The 23,214-nt window shown below is 69.6% G+C and carries 24 protein-coding genes; 23 read left to right on the forward strand and 1 reads right to left on the reverse strand.

Annotated elements, in window-relative coordinates; all coding sequences use genetic code 11:
• Positions 1-26 precede the first annotated feature (26 nt).
• Positions 27-1,094, reverse strand: a complete 1,068-nt coding sequence (locus WJ35_RS15530; protein WP_011880061.1) for a HoxN/HupN/NixA family nickel/cobalt transporter — start codon at positions 1,092-1,094, stop codon at positions 27-29.
• Positions 1,095-1,752: 658 nt separating this feature from the next.
• Here WJ35_RS15530 and WJ35_RS15535 point away from each other — a divergent pair.
• From WJ35_RS15535 to WJ35_RS15645, 23 genes are all read left to right on the forward strand, one after another.
• Positions 1,753-2,826, forward strand: a complete 1,074-nt coding sequence (locus WJ35_RS15535; RefSeq protein ID WP_034192889.1) for a hydrogenase small subunit — start codon at positions 1,753-1,755, stop codon at positions 2,824-2,826.
• Positions 2,827-2,883: 57 nt separating this feature from the next.
• Positions 2,884-4,740 (forward strand): nickel-dependent hydrogenase large subunit, encoded by a 1,857-nt coding sequence (locus WJ35_RS15540; RefSeq protein WP_011880063.1) that lies wholly within the window; start codon positions 2,884-2,886, stop codon positions 4,738-4,740.
• A gap of 118 nt (positions 4,741-4,858) precedes the next feature.
• Positions 4,859-5,569, forward strand: a complete 711-nt coding sequence (gene cybH / locus WJ35_RS15545) for a Ni/Fe-hydrogenase, b-type cytochrome subunit (protein WP_011880064.1) — start codon at positions 4,859-4,861, stop codon at positions 5,567-5,569.
• A gap of 7 nt (positions 5,570-5,576) precedes the next feature.
• On the forward strand, positions 5,577-6,254 hold the full coding sequence (locus WJ35_RS15550) for a HyaD/HybD family hydrogenase maturation endopeptidase (RefSeq protein ID WP_014725812.1): 678 nt from the start codon (positions 5,577-5,579) through the stop codon (positions 6,252-6,254).
• Positions 6,245-6,595, forward strand: a complete 351-nt coding sequence (locus WJ35_RS15555) for a HypC/HybG/HupF family hydrogenase formation chaperone (protein ID WP_045579643.1) — start codon at positions 6,245-6,247, stop codon at positions 6,593-6,595. Before WJ35_RS15550 ends, WJ35_RS15555 begins: the two co-directional genes overlap by 10 nt.
• Complete coding sequence (locus WJ35_RS15560) at positions 6,592-7,125, forward strand: hydrogenase (protein ID WP_011880067.1); 534 nt, start codon at positions 6,592-6,594, stop codon at positions 7,123-7,125. The genes WJ35_RS15555 and WJ35_RS15560 overlap by 4 nt, the downstream gene beginning before the upstream one ends.
• Positions 7,126-7,142: 17 nt before the next feature.
• On the forward strand, positions 7,143-8,006 hold the full coding sequence (locus WJ35_RS15565; protein WP_011880068.1) for a hydrogenase expression/formation protein: 864 nt from the start codon (positions 7,143-7,145) through the stop codon (positions 8,004-8,006).
• Positions 8,007-8,008: 2 nt separating this feature from the next.
• A complete protein-coding gene (locus WJ35_RS15570; RefSeq protein ID WP_011880069.1) occupies positions 8,009-8,236 on the forward strand; it encodes a rubredoxin in 228 nt (75 codons plus the stop codon).
• 2 nt (positions 8,237-8,238) lie between these two features.
• On the forward strand, positions 8,239-8,787 hold the full coding sequence (gene hybE / locus WJ35_RS15575) for a [NiFe]-hydrogenase assembly chaperone HybE (RefSeq protein WP_080484347.1): 549 nt from the start codon (positions 8,239-8,241) through the stop codon (positions 8,785-8,787).
• On the forward strand, positions 8,784-10,037 hold the full coding sequence (locus WJ35_RS15580; RefSeq protein ID WP_011880071.1) for a hypothetical protein: 1,254 nt from the start codon (positions 8,784-8,786) through the stop codon (positions 10,035-10,037). The genes hybE and WJ35_RS15580 overlap by 4 nt, the downstream gene beginning before the upstream one ends.
• Positions 10,025-10,372 carry a hydrogenase maturation nickel metallochaperone HypA gene (locus WJ35_RS15585; RefSeq protein WP_011880072.1) on the forward strand — a complete coding sequence of 116 codons (348 nt, stop codon included), beginning with the start codon at positions 10,025-10,027 and terminating at the stop codon, positions 10,370-10,372. Before WJ35_RS15580 ends, WJ35_RS15585 begins: the two co-directional genes overlap by 13 nt.
• Positions 10,373-10,401: 29 nt before the next feature.
• Positions 10,402-11,439 (forward strand): hydrogenase nickel incorporation protein HypB, encoded by a 1,038-nt coding sequence (hypB, locus tag WJ35_RS15590; protein WP_011880073.1) that lies wholly within the window; start codon positions 10,402-10,404, stop codon positions 11,437-11,439.
• Positions 11,436-12,611: a hypothetical protein gene (locus WJ35_RS15595; RefSeq protein ID WP_011880074.1), complete on the forward strand. Its 1,176-nt coding sequence runs from the start codon at positions 11,436-11,438 to the stop codon at positions 12,609-12,611. The genes hypB and WJ35_RS15595 overlap by 4 nt, the downstream gene beginning before the upstream one ends.
• On the forward strand, positions 12,602-12,859 hold the full coding sequence (locus tag WJ35_RS15600) for a HypC/HybG/HupF family hydrogenase formation chaperone (protein WP_011880075.1): 258 nt from the start codon (positions 12,602-12,604) through the stop codon (positions 12,857-12,859). Before WJ35_RS15595 ends, WJ35_RS15600 begins: the two co-directional genes overlap by 10 nt.
• On the forward strand, positions 12,856-13,992 hold the full coding sequence (gene hypD / locus WJ35_RS15605; protein WP_011880076.1) for a hydrogenase formation protein HypD: 1,137 nt from the start codon (positions 12,856-12,858) through the stop codon (positions 13,990-13,992). The genes WJ35_RS15600 and hypD overlap by 4 nt, the downstream gene beginning before the upstream one ends.
• Positions 13,989-15,065 (forward strand): hydrogenase expression/formation protein HypE, encoded by a 1,077-nt coding sequence (gene hypE, locus WJ35_RS15610; protein ID WP_011880077.1) that lies wholly within the window; start codon positions 13,989-13,991, stop codon positions 15,063-15,065. Before hypD ends, hypE begins: the two co-directional genes overlap by 4 nt.
• A gap of 120 nt (positions 15,066-15,185) precedes the next feature.
• Positions 15,186-16,688: a sigma-54-dependent transcriptional regulator gene (locus WJ35_RS15615; protein WP_059475439.1), complete on the forward strand. Its 1,503-nt coding sequence runs from the start codon at positions 15,186-15,188 to the stop codon at positions 16,686-16,688.
• Positions 16,685-17,722 (forward strand): NADH-ubiquinone oxidoreductase, encoded by a 1,038-nt coding sequence (locus WJ35_RS15620; RefSeq protein WP_011880079.1) that lies wholly within the window; start codon positions 16,685-16,687, stop codon positions 17,720-17,722. The genes WJ35_RS15615 and WJ35_RS15620 overlap by 4 nt, the downstream gene beginning before the upstream one ends.
• An 8-nt stretch (positions 17,723-17,730) precedes the next feature.
• Entirely contained in the window at positions 17,731-19,188 is a 1,458-nt protein-coding gene (locus tag WJ35_RS15625) for a nickel-dependent hydrogenase large subunit (protein ID WP_011880080.1), read from the forward strand.
• A gap of 54 nt (positions 19,189-19,242) precedes the next feature.
• Entirely contained in the window at positions 19,243-20,646 is a 1,404-nt protein-coding gene (locus WJ35_RS15630) for a PAS domain-containing sensor histidine kinase (RefSeq protein WP_080484349.1), read from the forward strand.
• Positions 20,647-21,456: 810 nt separating this feature from the next.
• On the forward strand, positions 21,457-22,161 hold the full coding sequence (locus WJ35_RS15635; protein ID WP_069239487.1) for a beta-ketoacyl synthase chain length factor: 705 nt from the start codon (positions 21,457-21,459) through the stop codon (positions 22,159-22,161).
• Positions 22,145-22,939, forward strand: coding sequence for a lysophospholipid acyltransferase family protein (locus tag WJ35_RS15640; RefSeq protein WP_069239488.1), 795 nt, complete (start codon positions 22,145-22,147; stop codon positions 22,937-22,939). Before WJ35_RS15635 ends, WJ35_RS15640 begins: the two co-directional genes overlap by 17 nt.
• Entirely contained in the window at positions 22,914-23,213 is a 300-nt protein-coding gene (locus WJ35_RS15645) for a phosphopantetheine-binding protein (RefSeq protein ID WP_059715586.1), read from the forward strand. Before WJ35_RS15640 ends, WJ35_RS15645 begins: the two co-directional genes overlap by 26 nt.
• The last annotated feature ends 1 nt before the right edge of the window (position 23,214 follow it).

Consider the following 23,214-nt stretch of genomic DNA (forward strand, 5'->3'; position numbering starts at 1 on the left):
ACGTACTTCCCTGAAAATCGCGGCGCCTAGCCGTGATCGTGCTCGGCGAGCGGCGCGAAGCTGCCGCGCCTGAACCGATAGATCGCCGCGCACACGAGCCAGCTCGCCGCGCACAGCACGACGATCGCGTAGCCGAGCGCGCCGAGATGCGCGTTCAACGCATCGACGACATCGCGGAACGCGCCGCGGATCCCGAACGTGTCGCCGAGCAGCGCGAAGCCCTCGACGCAGCCGATCAGCAGCGCGACCGCCGCGGACAGCGCGGTGATCCCGACGTTGTAGTAGAGCTTGCGCACCGGCTCGCGGAACGCCCAGCCGTACACGCCGAGCATCAGCATGCTGTCGGCGGTGTCGACGAGCGACATGCTCGCGGTAAACAGCGCGGGAAACACCATGATCGACCACGCGGACATTCCGTGCGCCGCGCTGGTGGCGGAGATGCCGAGCACGCCGATCTCGGTGGCGGTGTCGAAACCCAGCCCGAACAGCGCGCCGAGCACGTACATGTGCCAGCTTTTCGTGACCATCCGGAGGACCGGCCGCAGCAGCCGTGCGAGAAATCCGTGGTGGTGCAGCGCCGTGTCGGCATGCGCGTCCGCGTATCGCTCGCCGCGTTTCACGCGGCGCAGCGTGCGGACGACCGAATGCAGCGTCACGAGGTTCGCGACGGCGATCGCGAGCAGGAACGTCGTCGACACGAGCGTGCCGATCGTGCCGGCGATGTCGTGAAACGCGGCGAGGCGCTCGCGCAACCCGAAGGCCGCGGCCGCGATGGCGGCCGACGCGACGATCACGATGGTCGAGTGCCCGAGCGAGAACATCAGCCCGACGGTCAGCGGACGCCGGCCTTCGTGCATCAGCTTGCGCGTCACGTTGTCGATCGCGGCGATGTGGTCGGCGTCGACCGCGTGGCGCAGCCCGAACGTGTAGGCGAGCACGCAGGCGCCCATCAGCGTGGGCTGGCCGCCGAACACGGCGACGGCCCAGCCCCAGGCGGCCAGGTTGAACGCCGCGAGCGCCGCGAGCAGCAGGACGAGCTTGCCGCGCGCGCCGCTTGCGCGAACGCCGGCGCCGGGCGGGACGGGCGCGGTCATGACGACCGCCGGCGCACGGCCGGTACACGGGCTGCCGCGTGCGGTGCGGCGCGCTCACCGTGGCGTGACGGCGCGAGAGGCGCGGCGCATGAGCGTCGCTGCGGCGGGAGGAAGGCGTTCACGGAAAGTTCCATCGTGTCTGAGTCGAAGCGGTTGCGTTGCCGCGCAATGGGCCAATGGCGCGTGCGGCAGCGGCCCGCATTGTGCCGCTTTGCTGGACCGCGCGCCATGAGCGGCACATGAGCGCGCGGCGCGACAAAGCCGCTGACTCATGCAACTTCCGTTCCAATTGGAATCACGCCCGACCGCGCGCATATGCCGCCGGGCATCGCCGCCGAGCCGGGCGCCGCGTGCCGCCGCGCGGCCGTGCGAACGCGCTGGTCACGCCATTGCCAGTTTGGCCGGCCAACCGGATGCGCCGTGACTACCCGCCCAACCGGCGTGCGCCGCCGCCGCACCGGCCCCGGCGCCGATTTTTCCTTTTTGATACAGATCAATGGCGCCGAGCGGGCCTGCCCGTACCGTGTCGGCGCGGCCCTGGCACGGTTCTTGTTTTAAAGCACGGCATTCACGCCGAAGCCACGCTCCGGCGCCCGCTCCGGCAGCGCCCCCGCATGCCGGGCCGTCGGCCAGATGGCCATCAAGGAACCACACCGTGATTGAAACGTTTTATGAGGTCATGCGCCGCCAGGGCATCTCGCGCCGCAGCTTCCTCAAGTTCTGCTCGTTGACCGCCACGTCGCTCGGCCTCGGGCCGGCCTTCATGCCGAGGATCGTCGAGGCGATGGAAACGAAGCCCCGCACGCCGGTGCTGTGGCTGCACGGCCTCGAATGCACGTGCTGCTCGGAATCGTTCATCCGCTCCGCGCATCCGCTCGCGAAGGACGTCGTGCTGTCGATGATCTCGCTCGACTACGACGATCTGCTGATGGCGTCGGCCGGCCATCAGGCCGAGGCGATCCTCGAAGAGGTCATGACGAAGTACAAGGGCAACTACATCCTCGCCGTCGAGGGCAATCCGCCGCTGAACCAGGACGGGATGAGCTGCATCATCGGCGGCAAGCCGTTCGTCGATCAGCTGCGCCGCGTGTCGAAGGACGCGAAGGCCGTGATCTCGTGGGGTTCCTGCGCATCGTGGGGCTGCGTGCAGGCCGCGAAGCCGAACCCGACGCAGGCGGTGCCGATCCACAAGGTGATCACCGACAAGCCGATCATCAAGGTGCCCGGCTGCCCGCCGATCGCGGAAGTGATGACGGGCGTCATCACCTACATGCTGACGTTCGACCGCGTGCCCGAGCTGGACCGCCAGGGCCGGCCGAAGATGTTCTACAGCCAGCGCATTCACGACAAGTGCTACCGCCGCCCGCACTTCGACGCCGGACAGTTCGTCGAGGCCTGGGACGACGACGCCGCGCGGCGCGGCTACTGCCTGTACAAGGTCGGCTGCAAGGGTCCGACGACCTACAACGCGTGCTCGACGGTGCGCTGGAACGGCGGCACCAGCTTCCCGATCCAGGCCGGACACGGCTGCATCGGCTGCTCGGAGGACGGCTTCTGGGACAAGGGATCGTTCTACGACCGCCTGACCCACATCAACCAGTTCGGCGTCGAAGCGAACGCCGACAAGATCGGCGGCACCGCGGCCGTCGTCCTGGGCGCCGCCGCCGCCGCGCATGCGGCCGCCTCGGCGATTCAGCGCGTCAGCTCGAAACGCGATCGCGACGGCCGCTAGCGGTTAGCCGCCCGACGCCACGCGCAGCCCCCACACGCACAGGAACTACACAACAGCATGACAGCCTATTCCACCCAGGGTTTTCAGCTCGACAACAGCGGACGCCGGATCGTCGTCGATCCCGTGACGCGCATCGAAGGCCACATGCGGGTCGAAGTGAACGTCGACTCGAACAACGTGATCCGCAACGCGGTGTCCACCGGCACCATGTGGCGCGGACTCGAAGTGATTCTCAAGGGCCGCGACCCGCGCGATGCGTGGGCGTTCGTCGAGCGCATCTGCGGCGTCTGCACCGGCTGCCACGCGCTGGCGTCGGTTCGCGCGGTCGAGGACGCGCTCGACATCCGGATTCCGCCGAACGCGCACCTGATCCGCGAGATCATGGCGAAGACGCTGCAGGTGCATGACCACGCGGTGCACTTCTATCACCTGCACGCGCTCGACTGGGTCGACGTCGTGTCCGCGCTGAAGGCCGACCCGAAGCTCACCTCCGAACTCCAGCAGCGCGTGTCGCCGTCGCATCCGATGTCGTCGCCGGGCTATTTCCGCGACATCCAGACGCGGCTGCGCAAGTTCGTCGAAAGCGGCCAGCTCGGCCCGTTCATGAACGGCTACTGGGGCAATCCGGCCTATCTGCTGCCGCCGGAAGCGAACCTGATGGCCGTCACGCATTACCTCGAGGCGCTCGACCTGCAGAAGGAGTGGGTCAAGATCCACACGATCTTCGGCGGCAAGAACCCGCACCCGAACTACCTGGTCGGCGGCGTGCCGTGCGCGATCAACATCGACGGCGATCTCGCGGCCGGTGCGCCGATCAACATGGAGCGCCTGAACTTCGTGCGCTCGCTGATCGATCAGGCGGAGACGTTCTGCCGCAACGTCTACGTGCCCGATCTGCTCGCGATCGGCACGATCTACAAGGCGCGCGGCTGGCTGCATGGCGGCGGCCTCGCCGCCACCAACGTGATGGACTACGGCACGTATCCGCTCGTCAACTACGACCCGTCCACCAACCAGATGCCGGGCGGCGCGATCCTGAACGGCGACTGGGACAACATCCTGCCGGTCGACGCGCGCGATCCGGAGCAGGTGCAGGAGTTCGTCACCCATTCGTGGTACCAGTACCCCGACAACGACCGCGGCCTGCATCCGTGGGACGGCATGACCGAGCCGCACTACGAGCTCGGGCCGAACACGAAGGGCACGCGCACGGCGATCGAATCGGTCGACGAAAGCGCGAAGTATTCGTGGGTCAAGGCGCCGCGCTGGCGCGGCCACGCGATGGAGGTCGGGCCGCTCGCGCGCTACATCCTCGGCTATGCGCATGCGAAGCAGGGCAACCCGCACGGCGCGCGGATCAAGGAGCAGATCGACGCGGCGCTGCAGTCGGTCAACCAGGACATGCCGAAGCTCCTCGGGCTGCCCGAGACGACGCTCGGCGCGAAGCAGCTGCTGCCGACCACGATCGGCCGCACGCTCGCGCGCGCGCTCGAAGCGCAGTACTGCGCCGAGATGATGTCGGACGACTGGCAGCGGCTCGTCGACAACATCCGCAACGGCGACACGTCGACCGCCAACGTCGAGAAGTGGGATCCGTCGACGTGGCCGGCCGAGGCGAAGGGCGTGGGCACCGTCGCCGCGCCGCGCGGCGCGCTCGGTCACTGGATCAAGATCAAGGACGGCCGCATCGAGAACTACCAGTGCGTCGTGCCGAGCACGTGGAACGGCGGCCCGCGCGACGCGAAAGGCCAGATCGGCGCGTTCGAGGCGAGCCTGATGAACACGCCGATGGCGAACCCCGAGCAGCCGGTCGAGATTCTGCGCTCGCTGCACTCGTTCGATCCGTGCATGGCCTGCTCGACGCACGTGATGAGCGAAGACGGCGCGGAAATGACCACCGTCACGGTGCGTTGATCGTGCCGCGCCGCTGGCGATACTTCCCGCGTCGACGCACCGTCGCCTGACGCACCACCGGTAACAACAGGACGCCGTCGCGGCCGGCTTCGGCCGGCCCGCGCGGCAAGGAAGAATGATGACGATGCAAACGCAGTCGCGGCGCGGCCGCGCGCCCGATACCGTTCCGGCCGCCAAGGCGATCTACGTGTACGAAGCGCCGGTGCGCATCTGGCACTGGATGAACGCGGCGTCGATCGCAGTGCTGTCGATCACCGGCTACCTGATCGGCTCGCCGCTCGCGACGCAACCGGGCGAGGCCAGCGCCCATTTCCTGATGGGGTACATCCGGTTCGCGCATTTCGCGGCCGCGTACCTGTTCGCGGTCGGCCTCGCGGGCCGCGCGTACTGGGCGCTGGTGGGCAACCACCACGCGCGCGAGATGTTCTGGGTGCCCGTGTTCACGCGCGACTACTGGCTCGACGTGTTCGGGATGCTGCGCTACTACATGTTCCTCGGCCCGTGTCCGCGGCAGTACAGCGGCCACAATCCGCTGTCGCGCTTCGCGATGTTCTTCGTGTTTCTGACCGTCTCGCTGTTCATGGTCGTGACCGGCTTCGCGCTGTACGGCGAAGGCGCACAGGCCGGCTCCTGGCAGCAGCGCACGTTCGGCTGGATCCGGCCGCTGCTCGGCCAGTCGCAGGGCGTCCATACGTGGCACCACCTCGGGATGTGGGCGATCCTGCTGTTCGTGATCCTTCACGTGTATGCGGCGATCCGCGAGGACATCATGGGACGCCAGAGCGTGGTCGGCTCGATGATCTCCGGCTACCGCACGTTCAAGGACTGACGCGCCGATGGACACTTCCCCGCAAACCATCCCGTCGGCGCAGGACGGCGCCGCGATCGTCGCGCTCGGCATCGGCAACGTGCTGTGGGCCGACGAAGGCTTCGGCGTGCGCTGCATCGAGGCGCTGCAGCAGCGCTTCGAATGCGCGCCGAACGTCACGCTGATGGACGGCGGCACGCAGGGCCTCTATCTGATCCAGCATGTGCAGGCGGCCGACTTCCTGCTGATCTTCGATGCGGTCGACTACGGCCTCGCGCCCGGCGAGCTGAAGATCGTCGAGGACGACGAGGTGCCGAAGTTTCTCGGCGTGCGCAAGATGAGCCTGCACCAGACCGGCTTCCAGGAAGTGCTGATGCTCGCGCAACTGACCGGCAAGTATCCGCGCCGCGTGGTGCTGATCGGCTGCCAGCCGGAAGAGATCGAGGACTACGGCGGCAGCCTGCGTCCGTGCGTGAAGGCGGCGCTCGAGCGGGCGCTGGACGCGGGCGTCGCGTATCTGCGCGAGTGGGGCGGCGCGCCGCTGCCGCGACGCACCGCGCTGCGCGACGACGAAGCCGTCACGCTGCACCATCTGGCGCTGGCGCGCTACGAAGGCGAGCGCCCGAGCGAAGCCGACGCGTGCCGCATCGGCGACGAACGCGTGCTGGTGCGCGCGCTCGCCAAGGAGCCGCCGTCATGTGCATAGGGCTGCCGATGCAGGTCGTCGAGGCGCAACCCGGCCATGCGTGGTGCGTCGGCCGCGGCGTGCGACGCCGCGTCGACACCGCGCTGGTCGGGCCGTGTGCGCCCGGCGACTGGCTGCTGGTGTTTCTCGATGCGGCGCGCGAACGGCTCGACGCCGCACGCGCGGCCGAAATCGACGCGACGCTCGCGCTGATCGAGTCGGTGATGGCGGGCGAGGGCGGCGCGGCAAGCCCGGCCGCGTTCGCGCTGCCGTCGGCGCTCGGCGTGGATGAATTGAACCGGCTCGTCGGCGGCCCGCAGCGCGCGGCCGGCAGCCTTGCTGTTCCTGAGGAATCGAAATGAGCGAAACAAGCGGCTCCGTGCCCGGAGCAACGCAGGCCGACGCGCCCAATGTGCCGAATGTGCCGAACGCAGCGGCGGCCGGCCAGGATTGCCCGGCCGTCGTGCAGCGGCTGATCGAGCAAGCGCACGCGACCTTCGTCGACGAGCACACGCTGGACGGCTGGCTCGCCGACGGCGGCGAGTGCGTCGTGCTGCTGATGGGCGACCCGGTGCGGTTTCCCGAATCGCTCGACGTCGCGGCCGTGCTGCCGGAGCTCGCGCACGTCGCGGCGGTCCGCTTCGGCCGGGCGCTGCGGCTGGCGGTGGCGACGCGCGCCGGCGAGAACGCGATCGCGCGCCGCTTCGGCTCGCTACGTTGGCCCGCGCTGCTGTGGCTGCGCGACGGCCAGTACGTGACGGTGCTGTCCGGCATGATGGACTGGGACGACTACGTGAAGTGCGTCGCCGACGCGCTCGCCGGCCCGACCACGCGTGCGCCGTCGATCGGCATTCCCGTCAACGTCGCCGGCGGCTCGTCCGGCTGCCACTGAATTCACGCTCGCCGACCATGCAGATGAAAACCTTTCCCGTCCCCGTCGTGCCGTTCGGCCCGGGCAGCCAGCCCGAAGGCGATGCGGTGCTCGACTACATGCCGATGCCGCAGGCGATGCACACGTTCGTCGCGCCGTCGCTGCCCGAGCGCGCCGACGCGCGTGCGCTCGACGTGGTGCGCGGCATCCTGCTCACCGTGCTCGACGCGCTCGACGCATGCCGCCGCGGCGAACAGCCCGCGCCGATCGATCTGACGGCCTGCGACGCCGATGCGCTGCGCATCCTGAACGCGGTGCTCGGCGAAGGCGAGGTCAGCGCGCGCATCGACACCGCCGACGCCGGCAGCGTGCTGATCCAGGAGACCGTGTTCGCGGGCGTGTGGCGCATCGCCGAGGACGGCCCGGCCGGCCGCGCCGAGCGCATCGAGGTCGGCGGCGCGCCGGCCGCGCTGGCAGCGGCCGCGCACGCAGCGGCCGCGCCCGAGCTGCCGGTGTCCGACACGCACCCGAGCGGCGTGATGAACGCGCCGGCGATCCTCACCGAAGTGCGCGACCAGGTCGCCCGCTGGCGTGCCGGCGCTGCGCCGCACGTGATCAACCTGACGCTGCTGCCGCTGTCGTCCGAAGACGGCGCGTTCATCGACGCGGTGCTCGGCGGCGGGCCGGTGTCGGTGTTGTCGCGCGGCTACGGGAATTGCCGGATCGCCAGCACCGGCGTCGTTCATTGCTGGCGCATCGCGTACTTCAACTCGCAGGACACGCTGATCCTGAACACGATCGAGATCACCGATCTGCCCGAGATCGTCCAGGCGGCGCCCGAGGACATCGACGACTCGCACGAGCGTCTCGCACAATTGATCGACTGGGTCGAGGAGGCGTGACCATGAACCAGACCGCGGCGCTGTTCGAAGGCAGCTATCTCGGCGATCGCAGCCGGATCGCGGCCGATACGCGGCTCGAATGCAAGATCTGCTGGTGGATCTACGATCCGCGCCAGGGCGATCCGGTTTGGCAGATTCCGCCCGGCGTGCCGTTCGCCGCGCTGCCGGCGCACTGGCGCTGCCCGACCTGCGACGGCGATGCGGAGCAATTCATGGTGCTGAGGGACTGACGTTGACCACGCGAAGCCCGACCCGCGACGGCGATGCGTTGCGTGCATCCCTGCCGGGCGGACCGTCCGATCCGCGCATCGGCGCGCTCGTCGCGCACTACACGACGGTCGCGGCGACCACGATGCTCGGCATGCCGGTCGTGCATCCCGGCTTGCGGGTCGAGGCCGTGGCGTTCGGGCCGTATCCTGCGCGCGGCGATGCCAGCGGCGATCTGCTCGGCATCCTCGTCACGCCGTGGTTCATGAACCTCGTGTGGCTGCCGGGGGGGAACAGCGCGGCTCACCCGTGCCCGTCGCCGGGGCAGCTGGCCGCGCGTCGCGTGGGCGCCGTCGAGTTCGACTGGATCGGCGCGCACGTGCCGCAGGCCGGCGCGCACGCGTGCTGTTCGCTGTTTTCGCCGATGTTCGACTTCAGCGATCACGCGAGCGCGGTGGCGACTGCGCGCGCGGTGCTCGCCCAGCTGCGCTCCGCGGCCGCCGACGCGCCGCCGCGCACGAGCCGGCGCGAGTTCCTGCTGCGCCGGCCCGCGACGCGCGAGGCCGGCGCATGACGGGCGTCGCGAGCACGAGCGAAGATACGTCCGGGTTCGCCGCGCTGGCCGGGCGATACGTCGTGCGCCCGGGCCGCTCGCCGAGCATCGACGGCGGCCGGCCGCCGCTCGCCGGGTTGCTGCTCGCCGGTCAGCCGGCCGCGCTGGCCGCGCCGCGGCTGTCCGCGGTGTTCTCGCTCTGCGGGCGCGCGCATGCGCTGTGCGCCGAGCTTGCCGTGACGGCGGCCGGCGCATATGCGAATGCGGGCGGCGCGGCTGGCGATTGCGGTGGCAAAGGCGACGCTGATGGCAACGTCGATCGCAACGGCGCGGGCGATGACCATGACGCGAGCCGTGGTGAAGGCGAGCGCGACGGCGAAGACGCACGCTCGGCCACGCTCGCGCGCGAAACGATCGCCGAGCATCTGCGCCGGATCTGGCTCGACTGGCCCGCGCGCCTCGTCGGCGGCGCGCCGTGCGCGCTGCCCGACGTACGGGCGGCCGGCACGCGCGAATGGATCGAACGTCACGTGCTCGGCGAACCGGCCGACGGCTGGCTCGCCCGCTGGGATCAAGATCCGCGCGCCTGTCTGAGCGCATGGACGGCGCGCGCGACGAGCTTCCCGGCGTCGCTGCTGCTGCACTGCCGCACGGTCGCCGACGCGCTGCGGATGCCGCCGCGCGCGCTGCGTATCGACGGCGCGGACCGCGCGCGGCTGCGCCGGATCGGCGCGGCGATCGCGGGCGACCCGCGCTTCGCGCAGCGGCCCGAACAGGACGGCGCGCCGGCCGAAACCGGCGTCTGGACCCGCTGCGGCGATCCGCACGCAGCCGCTTACGACAGCGCATGGCTGCGGCTCGGCGCGCGTGTCGCGGAGCTGGCGCGGCTCGCCGCCGGCGGCCCGGCCGCGTTCGCGCTGCGATCGGGCGCGCTGGCGCTCGCGCCCGGCGAGGCGCTGGCATGGTGCGAGACGGCGCGCGGCGTGCTGATCCACTGGGTCCGCCTCGTGCCCGGCGACGCCGCGCGCGTCGCCGACTACCGCGTGGCGTCGCCGACGGAGTGGAATTTTCATCCGGACGGCACGCTCGCGCACGCGCTCGCACGCGTCGATGTGCGGCCGGACGGCGGCGGCGATGCCGGGCTCGCGGCACGCGTCGGCGCATTGATGGGCGCGTTCGATCCGTGCATCGCCTATGCTCTCGAAACCGCCGCGCCGGTTCGGCGCGACGATGATCATACGAATGGAAACCGATCGACATGCATGAAGTGAGTCTGGCGGGCGGCGTGCTCGCGGCGGTCGAGGCAGCCGCCGCGCGCGAGCGTTTCGCGCGCGTCAACGTGCTGCGGCTCGAAGTGGGTCGGCTCGCGGGCGTCGAGGTCGACGCGCTGCGCTTCGCGCTCGACGCGATGGCGCCCGGCACGTGCCTGGCCGGCGCGCGCATCGAGATTGCGGAGCCGCCGGGCCGCGCGTGGTGCCTGAACTGTCATTGCGACGTGCCGCTGGCCGCGCGCGGCGAGCCGTGCGGCCGCTGCGGCGGCTACTGGCTGCAGCCGAACGGCGGCACGGAATTGCGCATCGTCGACATGCTCGTCGACGATGCCTGAAATCAACCGAATTGCGGAAGGAGAACGACATGTGCGTGGTATGCGGCTGCGACAGCCCCGACGGGGCGCACCTGGATCGGCACGATGCGCATCACGCGCACCACGACGCTCAAGCGCACGTGCGCGCCGATGCGGCGAGCGGTGACCTGCATTACGGCCTCGGGCCGGCCGGCGTCACGGTGCATGGCCTGGATCAGGGGCGCACGGTGCGCATCGAGCAGGACGTGCTTGGCGAGAACGATCGCCATGCGGCGCACAACCGGCGGCATTTCGCGGCGCACGGCGTACGCGCGCTGAATCTCGTGTCGAGCCCCGGCTCGGGCAAGACGACGCTGCTGTGCGCGACGATCGCTGCGCTGCGCGCGCGCGCGCCGACGTTGCCGATCGCCGTGATCGAAGGCGACCAGCAAACCGCGAACGACGCCGAGCGCATTCGCGCGGCCGGCGCGCCGGCAATCCAGGTCAACACCGGCAAGGGATGCCATCTCGATGCGGCGATGGTCGCGGCGGCCTATGAACGGCTGCCGCTGCACGCGCATGGTCATGATCACGGCCACGCGCATGGCCACGGCCACGAACATCACCACCACGATCACGATCATCACCACCCGCACGACGCGCACGCTTCGTCCGAGCGCCGCGGCGCGGCGCAGCAGCCCGACAGCGTGCTGTTCATCGAGAACGTCGGCAATCTGGTGTGCCCGGCGTTGTGGGATCTCGGCGAGGACGCGAAGGTCGCGATCCTGTCGGTGACCGAAGGCGAGGACAAGCCGCTCAAGTACCCGGACATGTTCGCCGCCGCGCGGCTGATGATCGTCAACAAGACCGACCTGCTGCCGTACGTGCAGTTCGACGTCGAGCGCTGCATCGAATACGCGCGCCGCATCAATCCGGCGCTCGACGTGATCTGCGTGTCGGCGACCACCGGCGACGGGATCGACGCGTGGCTCGACTGGGTTCTGCGCACGGGCGACGCGCGCGGTCCGCTGGCCGCGCGAATCGGCGAGCTGGAGGCCGAGCTGGCGGCGCTGCGCGCGCAGCAGCGTCGCGCCGGAGACGCGGCATGACGCTGCGGCGCGAACGCCTGCCGCGCGCGTGGGGCGCCGACACCGTGCTCGCGACCGGCGCGTGGCTGAAGAATGCCGCGTGCGTGTACGTCGACGGCGACGTGTACTGGTCGCCGCTGCACGGCGATCTCGACGATCCGCGCCATTGCGTCGCGCTCGAGGCCTCCGTCGCGTCGCTCGTCGATGCGGCCCGGCAAGCCGGTCGGCCGGTGCGCGCGATCGCACATGACCTGCATCCGGATTTCCACAGCTCGCGGCTGGCCGTCGAATGGAGCGAGCGCCTCGGCGTGCCGGCGATCGCGGTGCAGCATCACCATGCGCACATCGGCGCGGTCGCGGCCGAGCATGGGCTCGCGGAGCCGGTCGTCGGCCTCGCGCTCGACGGCGTCGGGCTCGGCACCGACGGCGCCGCCTGGGGCGGCGAACTGCTCGAGGTCGCGCCGGACGGCTGGCGGCGGCTCGGGCATCTGACGCCGCTCGCGCTGCCCGGCGGCGACGTCGCGGCCCGCGAGCCGTGGCGCATGGCCGCGGCGGCGCTGCACACGCTCGGCCGCGCGGACGAGATCGAAGCGCGGCTCGGCGGCGACGTCGGCACGCGCGCGGCGCGCACGATCGGCACGATGCTGGCGCGCGGCCTGAACTGTCCGCCGAGCACGGGTGCGGGCCGGTGGTTCGACGCGGCCGCCGGCTTGCTCGGCGTCTGCCGCCATCAGTGCACCGAGGCGGAGGCTGCCATCGCGCTCGAACGACACGCCGCCGACTATCTGCGCGACCATCCCGAGCCCGATACGGACGGACTGTGGCGCATCGCGGACGACGGCGAGCTCGACCTGCGCCCGCTGCTGGTTCGCGTGCTCGAACTGGCCGATGCCGGCGCGAGCGCGCACGGCGCCGCGCTGTTTCATCTCGCGCTCGCCGACGCGCTCGCCGCGTGGGCCGCCGCGGCCGCGCACGGACGTGCCGTGCTGCTCGGCGGCGGGTGCTTCGCCAACCGGCTGCTGTCGGCGCGCTTGCGCGCCGCGCTCGACGCGCGCGGCGTGCGCAGCTGCGCGCCGTCGTCGGTGCCATGCGGCGACGCCGGCCTGGCGTTGGGCCAGGCATGGGTCGCCGCGCATACATTGACGTCGGGCGCCGTGCGCGCGACGTCCGAAGGAGTTTCGACATGTGTCTAGCCATTCCCGCACGCGTCGTCGAGCTGCGCGACGCCGACATGGGCGTCGTCGACCTCGGCGGCGTGCGCAAGACGATCTCGCTCGCGCTCGTCCCCGACGCGCGGCTGGGCGAATACGTGATCGTGCACGTGGGCTACGCGCTCGGCAGGATCGATCCGGACGAGGCCGAGCGTACGCTCGCGCTGTTCGGCGAATTGGCGCACGCGGCCGGCGACGGCGACGTGCATCCGAGCGGAGCGCCGCAATGAAGTACATCGACGAATTCCGCGACCGCGCGCTCGCCGAACGCATTTCCGCGCGCATTCAGGCGGAGGCGCAGCCCGGCACGCGCTATCACTTCATGGAATTCTGCGGCGGTCACACGCATGCGATTTCCCGCTACGGCGTGACCGACCTGCTGCCCGACAACGTGCGGATGATCCACGGCCCCGGCTGCCCCGTCTGCGTGCTGCCGGTCGGACGCATCGATCTCGCGGTGCAGCTCGCGCTGGAGCGCGGCGTGATCGTCTGCACCTATGGCGACACGATGCGCGTGCCGGCCTCCGGCGGGATGTCGCTGATGCGCGCGAAGGCGCACGGCGCCGACATCCGGATGGTTTATTCGCCGCTCGACGCGCTGAAGATCGCGCGCCTGAATCCCGATCGCGAGGTGGTGTTCTTCGCGATCGGCTTCGAGACCACCACGCCGCCCACCGCGCTGATCGTGCGCGACGCGGCCGCTGCCGGCGTCGACAATTTCAGCGTGCTGTGCTGCCACGTGCTGACGCCCGCCGCGATCACGCATCTGCTCGCGGCGCCGGCCGTGGCGGCCGACGCCGTGCCGCTCGACGGCTTCATCGGCCCCGCGCACGTCAGCATCGTGATCGGCTCGGCGCCCTACGAGGGCTTCGCGCGCGACTATCGGAAGCCGGTCGTGATCGCGGGCTTCGAGCCGCTCGACGTGATGCAGGCGATCCTGATGCTGATCCGCCAGGTCAACGACGGCCGCGCCGAGGTCGAGAACGAATTTTCGCGGGCGGTCACGCGTGCCGGCAACGCCGCCGCGCAGGCGCTGATGGACGACGTGTTCGAGGCTCGCGAGAGCTTCGAGTGGCGCGGCCTGGGCGAGGTGCCGGCCAGCGCCCTGCGGATCCGCGCGAAATACGCGCGCCACGACGCCGAAGCGCGTTACGGGCTGGTCTACCGGCCCGTCGCCGACCACCGCAAATGCGAGTGCGGCGCGATCCTGCGCGGCCTCAAGCAGCCGCGCGACTGCTCGCTGTTCGGCACCGTGTGCACGCCCGAGAATCCGATGGGTTCGTGCATGGTGTCGAGCGAGGGCGCGTGCGCCGCGCATTACTCGTATGGCCGTTTCAAGGACATTCCGCTGGTACCCGCATGAGCTCGACACCGACCCCTCGCACCAAGCCCGCGTACGTGCGGCCCCTCAATTTCCGCGACGGCCGGATCGACATGGGTCATGGCGCGGGCGGCCGCGCGTCGGCGCAGCTGATCCGCGAGCTGTTCGTCGCCGCCTTCGACAACGAATGGCTGCGGCAAGGCAACGATCAGGCCGCGTTCGCGCCGCCTGCGACGGCGCCCGGCGAGCGCGTGGTGATGGCCACCGACGCGCACGTCGTGTCGCCGCTGTTCTTTCCGGGCGGCGACATCGGCAGCCTGGCCGTGCACGGCACGGTCAACGACGTCGCGATGTCGGGCGCGCGGCCGCTGTACCTGGCCGCCAGCTTCATCATCGAGGAAGGCTTCGCGCTGGCGGACCTGAAGCGCATCGTCGAATCGATGGCGAACGCCTCGCGCGAGTGCGGCGTGCCGATCGTCACCGGCGACACCAAGGTCGTCGAGCGCGGCAAGGGCGACGGCGTGTTCATCACGACCACGGGCGTCGGCGTCGTGCCGGCGGGCATCCGGATCGACGGCGCGCTCGCGCGCCCGGGCGATGCGGTGCTGCTGTCGGGCACCATCGGCGAACACGGCGTCGCGATCATGTCGACGCGCGAGGCGCTCGAGTTCGACGTCGAGATCAGCTCCGACAGCGCCGCGCTGCACACGCTGGTCGCGAGCATGCTGGCGGCCGTGCCGGGCGTGCGCGTGCTGCGCGACCCGACGCGCGGCGGGCTGGCGACCACGCTCAACGAGATCGCGAGCCAGTCGGGCGTCGGCATGCTGATCCGCGAGGACGCGATTCCGGTGCTGCCGCAAGTGGACGCGGCATGCGAGCTGCTCGGCCTCGATCCGCTTTATGTGGCCAACGAAGGCAAGCTCGTCGCCGTCTGCGCGGCCGAGGACGCGCCCGCGCTGCTGGCCGCGATGCGTGCGCATCCGCTCGGCGCGCACGCCGTGCAGATCGGCGAGGTGACCGAGGACGCGCACGGTTTCGTGCAGGTCGAGACGAAGTTCGGCGGACGGCGGATCGCCGACTGGCTGTCGGGCGAACAGCTGCCGCGCATTTGCTGACGCCGCGGAACGGCGAGGATCGTCCGACGCGGGTATCATGCGCGTTGTCAGGCCGCCTGCTGCCGCATTCCGCGTGCGGCGGGCCTGAATCGGCCGGATCTGCACGGCCTCGATCGACCCATGAGCTCGCCTTTACCCGTCCATCCCAGCACCGACCCCGAACCCGATCCGGCGCCGCTGCGCAGGCCCCCCACCGTGCTGGTCGTCGACGACGAGCTGCGCGCGCAGGAAACCATTCGCCGCGTGCTGGACGAGGAGTTCGAGGTGCTCACCGCGAGTTCCGCCGACGAGGCGCGGGCGATCCTGCAACAGCAGCCGGTCGCCGTGATTCTCTGCGATCAGCGGATGCCGGGGCGCACGGGCGTCGAGTTCCTGTCCGAAGTGCGCGAGACGTGGCCCGACACCGTGCGGATCATCGTGTCCGGCTACACGGATTCGGAGGACATCGTCGCGGGCATCAACCAGGCCGGCATCCACCGCTTCGTGCTGAAGCCGTGGATGCCCGACCATCTGCTCCACACGGTGCGCCAGGCCGCGGAGGCGCAGTCGCTGCAGCAGGACATGCATCGGCTCGACCTCGAGTTGCGCAACAGCGTCCCGCTGCTGCGGCAGCGCAGCCACGAGAAGCTCGCGCAGGTGCAGAACACGCTCGGCTTCGATGCGATCGTGCGCGCGCCGGGCAGCCCGCTCGATCCGATCTGCAAGCTCGCGTCGAAGCTCGCGCGCTACGACCTGTCGATCCTGATCCTCGGCGAGTCCGGCACCGGCAAGGAGATGCTCGCGCGCGCGATCCACTACGCGAGCCCGCGCGCGGCCGGCCCGTTCGTCGTCGAGAACTGCGCGGCCGTGGCCGACACGCTGCTCGAATCGGAGCTGTTCGGCCACAAGCGCGGCGCCTTCACCGGCGCGGTTCACGACCACGCGGGGCTATTTCAGCGCGCGAACGGCGGCACCATCTTCCTGGACGAGATCGGCGACACGTCGCTCGCCTTCCAGGTCAGGCTGCTGCGCGTGCTGCAGGAAGGCGAGGTGCGGCCGGTCGGCGCGACGCGCGCGGTGCCGGTCGACGTCCGCGTGATCGCCGCGACGCATCGCGACCTCGAGCGCGAAGTCGAGGCCGGGCGTTTCCGCGAGGATCTTTACTACCGGATCGCGACGGCCACGCTGGCGCTGCCGCCGCTGCGCGAGCGCAGCGGCGATCTGGTGCCGATCGCGCACCGGCTGCTGCAGGCCATCGCCGAGCACGAGTCGCGCCCGGCCGGGCTGGACTTCGCCCGCGATGCGCTGGCGGTGCTGCTCGGCTATGCGTGGCCGGGCAACATTCGCGAGCTGCGCAACGAGATCTACCGCGCGGTCGCGCTGAGCGACGACGACCTGATCCGCGCCGACGCGTTTTCGCCGAAGGTGCTGCGCGGGCAGTCGGGGCCGGCCGCACGCCGGCCGGAAGCGCAGATTGCGTCGGCCGGCACGTTGCAGGAGCGGCTCGATGCGATGGAGACGATGTTGATCAAGGAGGCGCTGTTGCGGCACCGGTGGAACAAGACGCGCGCCGCGTCCGAGCTGGGCCTGTCGCGCGCCGGGCTGCGCCAGAAAATGCAGCGATTCGGTCTGGAGAAGAAATGAGCGTCGATACCCGCGCGCCCGACGGCACCGGCGCGTTCAACGTGTTGTGGCTGCAGTCGGGCGGCTGCGGCGGCTGCAACATGTCGCTGCTGTGCGCCGACACGCCGGACTTCTCCGGCATGCTGTCGCGCGCCGGCATTCGGCTGCTGTGGCATCCGTCGCTGTCGCTCGAAACCGGCGCGGACGCCCGCGACGTGCTGCTGGCGTGCCTCGACGGTACCGTCGAGCTGCATGCGCTGTGCGTCGAAGGCGCGATGCTGCGCGGCCCGAACGGCACGGGGCGTTTTCACGTGCTGGCCGGCACCGGGGTGCCGATGATCGACTGGGTCGCCCGGCTCGCGAGCGTCGCGCATTACACGGTGGCGATCGGCACCTGCGCCGCTTACGGCGGCATCACCGCGGCCGGCGCGAATCCGGCCGATGCCTGCGGGCTCCAGTACGACGGCGATCAGCCGGGCGGGCTGCTGGGCGCGGCGTACCGGTCGCGCAGCGGCTTTCCGGTCGTCAACGTGGCCGGTTGCCCGACGCATCCGGATTGGGTCGTCGAGACGCTGAGCGCGCTGTCGATGTCGCTGCTCGATCCGGCCGCGCTCGATACGCTCGGCCGGCCGCGCTTCTATGCCGACCAGCTCGTCCATCACGGTTGCACGCGCAACGAGTTCTACGAGTACAAGGCGAGCGCCGTGCGTCCGTCCGATCTCGGCTGCATGATGGAGCACATGGGCTGCAAGGGCACGCAGGCGCATGCCGACTGCAACACGCGCTTGTGGAACGGCGACGGCTCGTGCACGCGCGGCGGCTATGCGTGCATCAACTGCACGGAGCCGGGCTTCGAGGAGCCCGGCCACGCGTTCCACCGCACGCCGAACGTCGCGGGCATCCCGATCGGCTTGCCGAGCGACATGCCGAAGGCGTGGTTCGTCGCGCTCGCGTCGTTGTCGAAGGCCGCGACGCCGAAGCGCGTGCGCGAAAACGCGACGGCCGATCATCTGAAAGTCGCGCCCGCGGTCCGTTCGCGGCCCCGTAATAAATAGGTGTCTTGATGTCTCGACTCGTGATCGGTCCGTTCAATCGCGTCGAAGGCGACCTCGAGGTGCGCATCGAGGTCGTCGACGGCCGGGTCAGCGACGCGCATGTGAACGCCACGATGTTTCGCGGTTTCGAGCAGATCCTGCTCGATCGCGATCCGCTCGATGCGCTCGTCTACGTGCCGCGCATCTGCGGTATCTGCTCGGTGTCGCAGGGCGTGGCGGCCGCGCGCGCGCTGGCCGACCTGGCCGGCGTGACGCCCGCGCCGAACGGCCAGATCGCGACGAACCTGATGCTCGCCGCCGAGAACCTCGCCGATCACCTCAGTCACTTCTATCTGTTCTTCATGCCGGATTTCGTGCGGCCGGTCTATGCGGCGCGCGCGTGGCACGCCGAAGCGGTGTCGCGCTTCACGCCTTATCAGGGCGAACGGCACCGCGCCTCGCTTGCCGCGCGGCAACGCTGGCTACGCCTGATGGGCACGCTCGGCGGCAAGTGGCCGCACACCGGTTCGATCCAGCCCGGCGGCAGCGCGCGCGCGATCGACAACGCGGAGCGGATCCGCCTGCTGGGGTTCATCGGCGAATTCCGGCAGTTTCTCGAAGAGGTGCTGTTCGACGCGCCACTCGAGGAGATCGCGCAGCTCGACAGCGAAGCCGCGCTCGCCGCCTGGCGCGCGCGCGGCGAACGGCGTGGCGATTTGCGGTTCTTCCTGACGCTCGCCGACGATCTCGGTCTCGACCGCCTCGGCGCCGGCCCCGACCTGTACCTGTCGTATGGCGCGTATCCGCAACCGGACGGCGCGCACGCGTTCCGCGGCGGCGTCTGGGACGCGCAGCGCAAGCAGGCCGATGCGCTCGATCTCGACGCGATCACGGAAGACGCGACGCATGCATGGCTGGACGATGCGGGCGGCGCGCGGCATCCGTTTGCGGGGCTCACCGAGCCGCGCGCGGACAAGCCGGGCGCTTACACCTGGAACAAGGCGCCGCGGCTGAACGGCGCGGTGCTGGAAACCGGTGCGATCGCGCGGCAACTGGCGGATGGTCACCCGTTGATCGCCGACGCCGTCGCGCGTTGCGGCGGCTCGGTGTACACGCGCGTGCTGGCGCGATTGCTGGAGCTGGCCCGCGTCGTGCCGATGATGGAGCAGTGGGTGCGCGCGCTCGCGCCCGGCATGCCGTATTGCGCGGCCTTCGCGCTGCCGGACGAGGGCCGCGCGGTCGGCCTCAACGAAGCCGCGCGCGGCAGTCTGGGCCATTGGCTGGCGGTGAAGGACGGCAGGATCGCGAATTATCAGATCATTGCGCCGACGTCGTGGAATTTCTCGCCGCGCGATGCCGGCGGCCGTCCGGGCGCGCTCGAAGCCGCGCTGATCGGCGCGCCGGTCGAGCCGGGCGAGACGACGCCCGTGGCGGTCCAGCACATCGTGCGGTCCTTCGACCCGTGCATGGTCTGCACGGTGCATTGAGCCGGCCGCCACGGTCGGCCGAACCCGGATTACGAACAGCGTACTGACAGCGTCATGGCGAGCAATCGATCGAACCCACCCAAACCGGCGGCGAAGCGCCGCGCGGCGCCCGGCGCGGATGCGCTGAGCCACGCCGCCGCGGGGCCGGACGCCCGGCCCGATGCCGAAGGTCTCGACGACGCAGCCTGGCTCGAAGTGATCCACAAGATGGACGAGGTCTACTCGCAGCTCGTGCAGGACGAGATTGCGCTCGAGGAGAAGAACGCGCAGCTCGAGCAATCGCAGCAGTTCATTCTCGGGCTGCTGTCGTCGATGTCGGACGTGCTGGCCGCGTGCAACGCGCGCGGCGAGGTCGAGGAAACCAATGCCGCGATGTGCGAACTGCTCGGGCAGCCGGACAGCGTGCTGCGCGGATCGCGCTTCGAGAGCTGGCTCGCCGACGACGCGAGCGTCACCGCGCTGCGCGCCGTCACGGCGTCGGGCACGCCGGCGCAGGGCACGGTGGTCGAACTGAACATGCGCGATCGGCAAGGCGCGGCCGTGCCGGTCGACTTCAGCTGTACGCCGCGTGGCGGGCCGCGCGGCCGCAGGCTCGGCTACCTGCTGGTAGGCCGCCCGACGGGCGAGCTCAAACGCGCGTATCGGCAGCTGCGCGAAGCGCACGACGCGCTCAAGCACGCGCAACAGCAACTGCTTCACTCGGAGAAAATGGCGGCGCTCGGGCGTCTGGTCGCCGGCGTCGCGCACGAGCTGAACAACCCGATCAGCTTCGTGCTCGGCAACGTGCATGTGCTGAAGCGGTATGGCGAGCGCCTGACGCGCTTCATCGATGCGACGGCGCAGCCGCTATCGGCCGCCGAGCGCACCCGGCTGCGCACGGAGTTGCGGATCGATCCGATTCTGGCCGACTTGCCGTCGCTGGTGGACGGAATGGTCGAAGGCGCGCAGCGCACGGCGGACATCGTCAGCGCGTTGCGCAGGTTCTCCGCGGTCGATCGCGAGGAGCTCGGCGCGGTCGACATCAACGAGGTCGTGACGCGCGCGATTCACTGGATCAGGAAAGGCGCGGGGCCGGATTTCGACGTTCACTGGTCGCCCGGCGAGCCGCAACTCGTGCACGGCAGCGCGGGGCAATTGCTGCAGGTGATGATGAACCTGATCCAGAACGCGTGCGACGCCGCGTCGAGCGCGCATCGAGGCACGCCGGAGATCTGGATCGACGCGACCCACCGTGACGGCCAGGTGATCGTCACGGTGCGCGACAACGGCACGGGCATCATGGACGAGCATCTGCCGCACCTGTTCGAGCCGTTCTTCACGACCAAGCCGCAGGGGCGCGGAACGGGGCTCGGCTTGTCGATCAGCTACGGCATCGTCGATCGTCACGGCGGAACGCTGACGGCCGGCAATGCGGAGCAGGGCGGCGCGATCTTCACGCTGGCGTTGCCGCAGAGTTGAAGCGGCGTCGGGCGGGGCTCGGCAAGTCAGACGCCAACGAGCGATTTTGGAAACACCGAGGCGAAGACCAACGCCCGTCTCGCTGCAAGAAAATACCGGCCATCGCGACGGCAAGATTATCGCCACATCGAGACGCGACAAACCGCTCGTGGAATCGTATCTCCGTATCGAATGGGGAAACCCCGCGACGTAATTGAATACCTCCGCGGCGGCTGATACTGGATTCGGATAAATGATCCGCATTGCGCGTTCTTCGGCGCGCTCGAAATGCCCGCGACTACATCGCCGGTTGCGCCAGACGCATCAGTGTCAGGAACGAGGCCCGCGGTTCGACGCAACGGTGCGCCCGGCGGCGGCATGCGCACGCATAACGCGTCGAGACGCGCGCCCTAATGGACACCGGCTATCCGGTTCACCGCATCGCGCTCGCCGGTTATGCGCTCGACCGCTAACGCGTTATACTCCCGACCGTTTGACGCTTTCGAATCGAGCGTTTCATAACAATTGACAAATCGGATTAAATATCGTCTGACGCCGGCGTCGTCGCGTTGATTTCGCACGACGGTCCTGTTACAGTCTCGCCGAAACAAGACCGCCCGACGGTCGGCCGTCCGTCGATTGTGTTGCGTGACGCCGCGATTTCCTGCGTGATCGGCTGTATGGCTCCGGGGAGCCGGTAAGCCGATGTCTCGAACCGCCGAGTCCGACGTGCAGGACGGCATGCTGGATGAAACGGCATCTGACTGCGCATCGCGAGCGGCGCATTAAAAAAACTACCCTCAGCGAAGTAACCGTAAAGAGAACAAAAAAATGGCCGATTTGCATTGGACCATGCCAATCGCCAGATGGACGTCGATTTCGACCGCGGGGGTGCCGGGTGTCGAATTTATCGATCCGATGGTGCGCCGCCGATTGAGCCGGCTGTCGCGTGTCGCGCTTCAGGCAGCGTACGACTGCGCAGGATCGGACGACGATCCGCTGCGCATGGTGTTCGCATCGCGCCACGGGGAGCTGGCGCGCACCACCGGCATACTCGCCGCCATCGGCGCGCGCGAGCCCGTGTCGCCGACGGCGTTCAGCCTCTCGGTTCTCAATGCGGTCACCGGCATCTTCGGCATCGCCAGGCGCGACCGCTCGACCGCGACCGCGATCGCGGCCGGGCCGGAGACGCTCGGCTACGCGATGCTCGAAGCCTATTCCCAATACGAAACCTCGCCGGCGTCGCCGGTGCTGCTCGTCTACGCGCACGAACCTGCCGATCCCGTCTACGGCGATGTCGACGACGATCCGGAGAGCGTCGGCCTCGCCATCCTGCTGGGCGCGGCCAAACCGGCCGGCTATCTGACCTGCGAGATGGCCGCCGAGGATGCGGACGACTGCGCGCACGAAGATGCCGACGATGCAGCCGGCACGCAAAGCGCCGCGCTGCTGCGTTGCCTGTCGACGCGCACGACGGCGTCGTGGCGCAGCCCTCATGCATCGTGGCGATGGAGCTGGCATGCGCACGCGGCTTGACTACGGCTGGCGGCTGTTCGCGACCGGCGCGTGCCTGGGCTTCTTCGCGCTGTGCGGCTCCGCGTTCTCGCTGCTGGCGATCGTCGCGGGCACGCTCTGGCCGCACCGGCGCTCGCGTCAACGGGGCGTGACGCTCGTCATCCATCACTTCTTCCGCATGCTGGTCGCCGTGCTGCAGCGCATCGGCGTGATGACGCTCGAACTGAGCGGCGTCGAGCGTCTGGCGCAGCGCGGCCCGGCCATCGTCGTCGCCAACCACCCGACCTGGCTCGACGTGATGGTGTTGCTGTCGCTGACGCCGAAGGCCTGCTGCGTGGTCAAGCGCGGCCATTGGGGCAACCCGTGTTTCTGGGGCATCGTGCGCGCGGCCGAGTACGTGAGCAATGCCGATGCGGTCGAACTGGTCGATGCCGGCGCGCGCCAACTGGCGGCCGGCTACACGATGATCATTTTTCCGGAAGGCACGCGCAGCCCGGGCGCCAATCGCCTGCATGCGTTTTCGCGCGGCTTCGCGCACATGGCGCTTCAATCGCGCAGCCGGATCCAGCCGGTCCTGATCGATTGCGATCCGCCGGTGTTCACGAAGGAGCTGCGCTGGTATCACGTGCCGTCGCGGGCGTTCCGCATGCGCATCGACGTGCTCGAACCGATGGATCTGGACCGGCTGGCAGCGAACGTCGCGTCGCCGTCGATCGCCGCGCGCAGCATTGCCCGCGAGGTGGAAGTGCACATTACTCAAAGTCTCATTCAGCATGGATACTTTAAAACTGCAAATTAAGCAGCTGCTGATCGAGATGCTCGATCTCAACGACATGACGGTCGACGACATCGACGACGACGCGCCGCTGTTCTCGACGGACGGCGTCGGGCTCGACTCGGTCGACGCGCTCGAAGTCGGCATCATGCTGCGCAAGAAATTCCAACTGACGATCGCCGCGAACGACGAGCGCACGAAAGCGCATTTCCGCTCGATCAATACGCTGGCCGCGTTCATCGCGAGCCAGCAGGCGCATCAGCAATCGAACCACGCCGTTCCGGCAACCGGGGAGTGAC

The organism is Burkholderia ubonensis, assembly GCF_001718695.1.
Taxonomy (GTDB): domain Bacteria; phylum Pseudomonadota; class Gammaproteobacteria; order Burkholderiales; family Burkholderiaceae; genus Burkholderia; species Burkholderia ubonensis_B.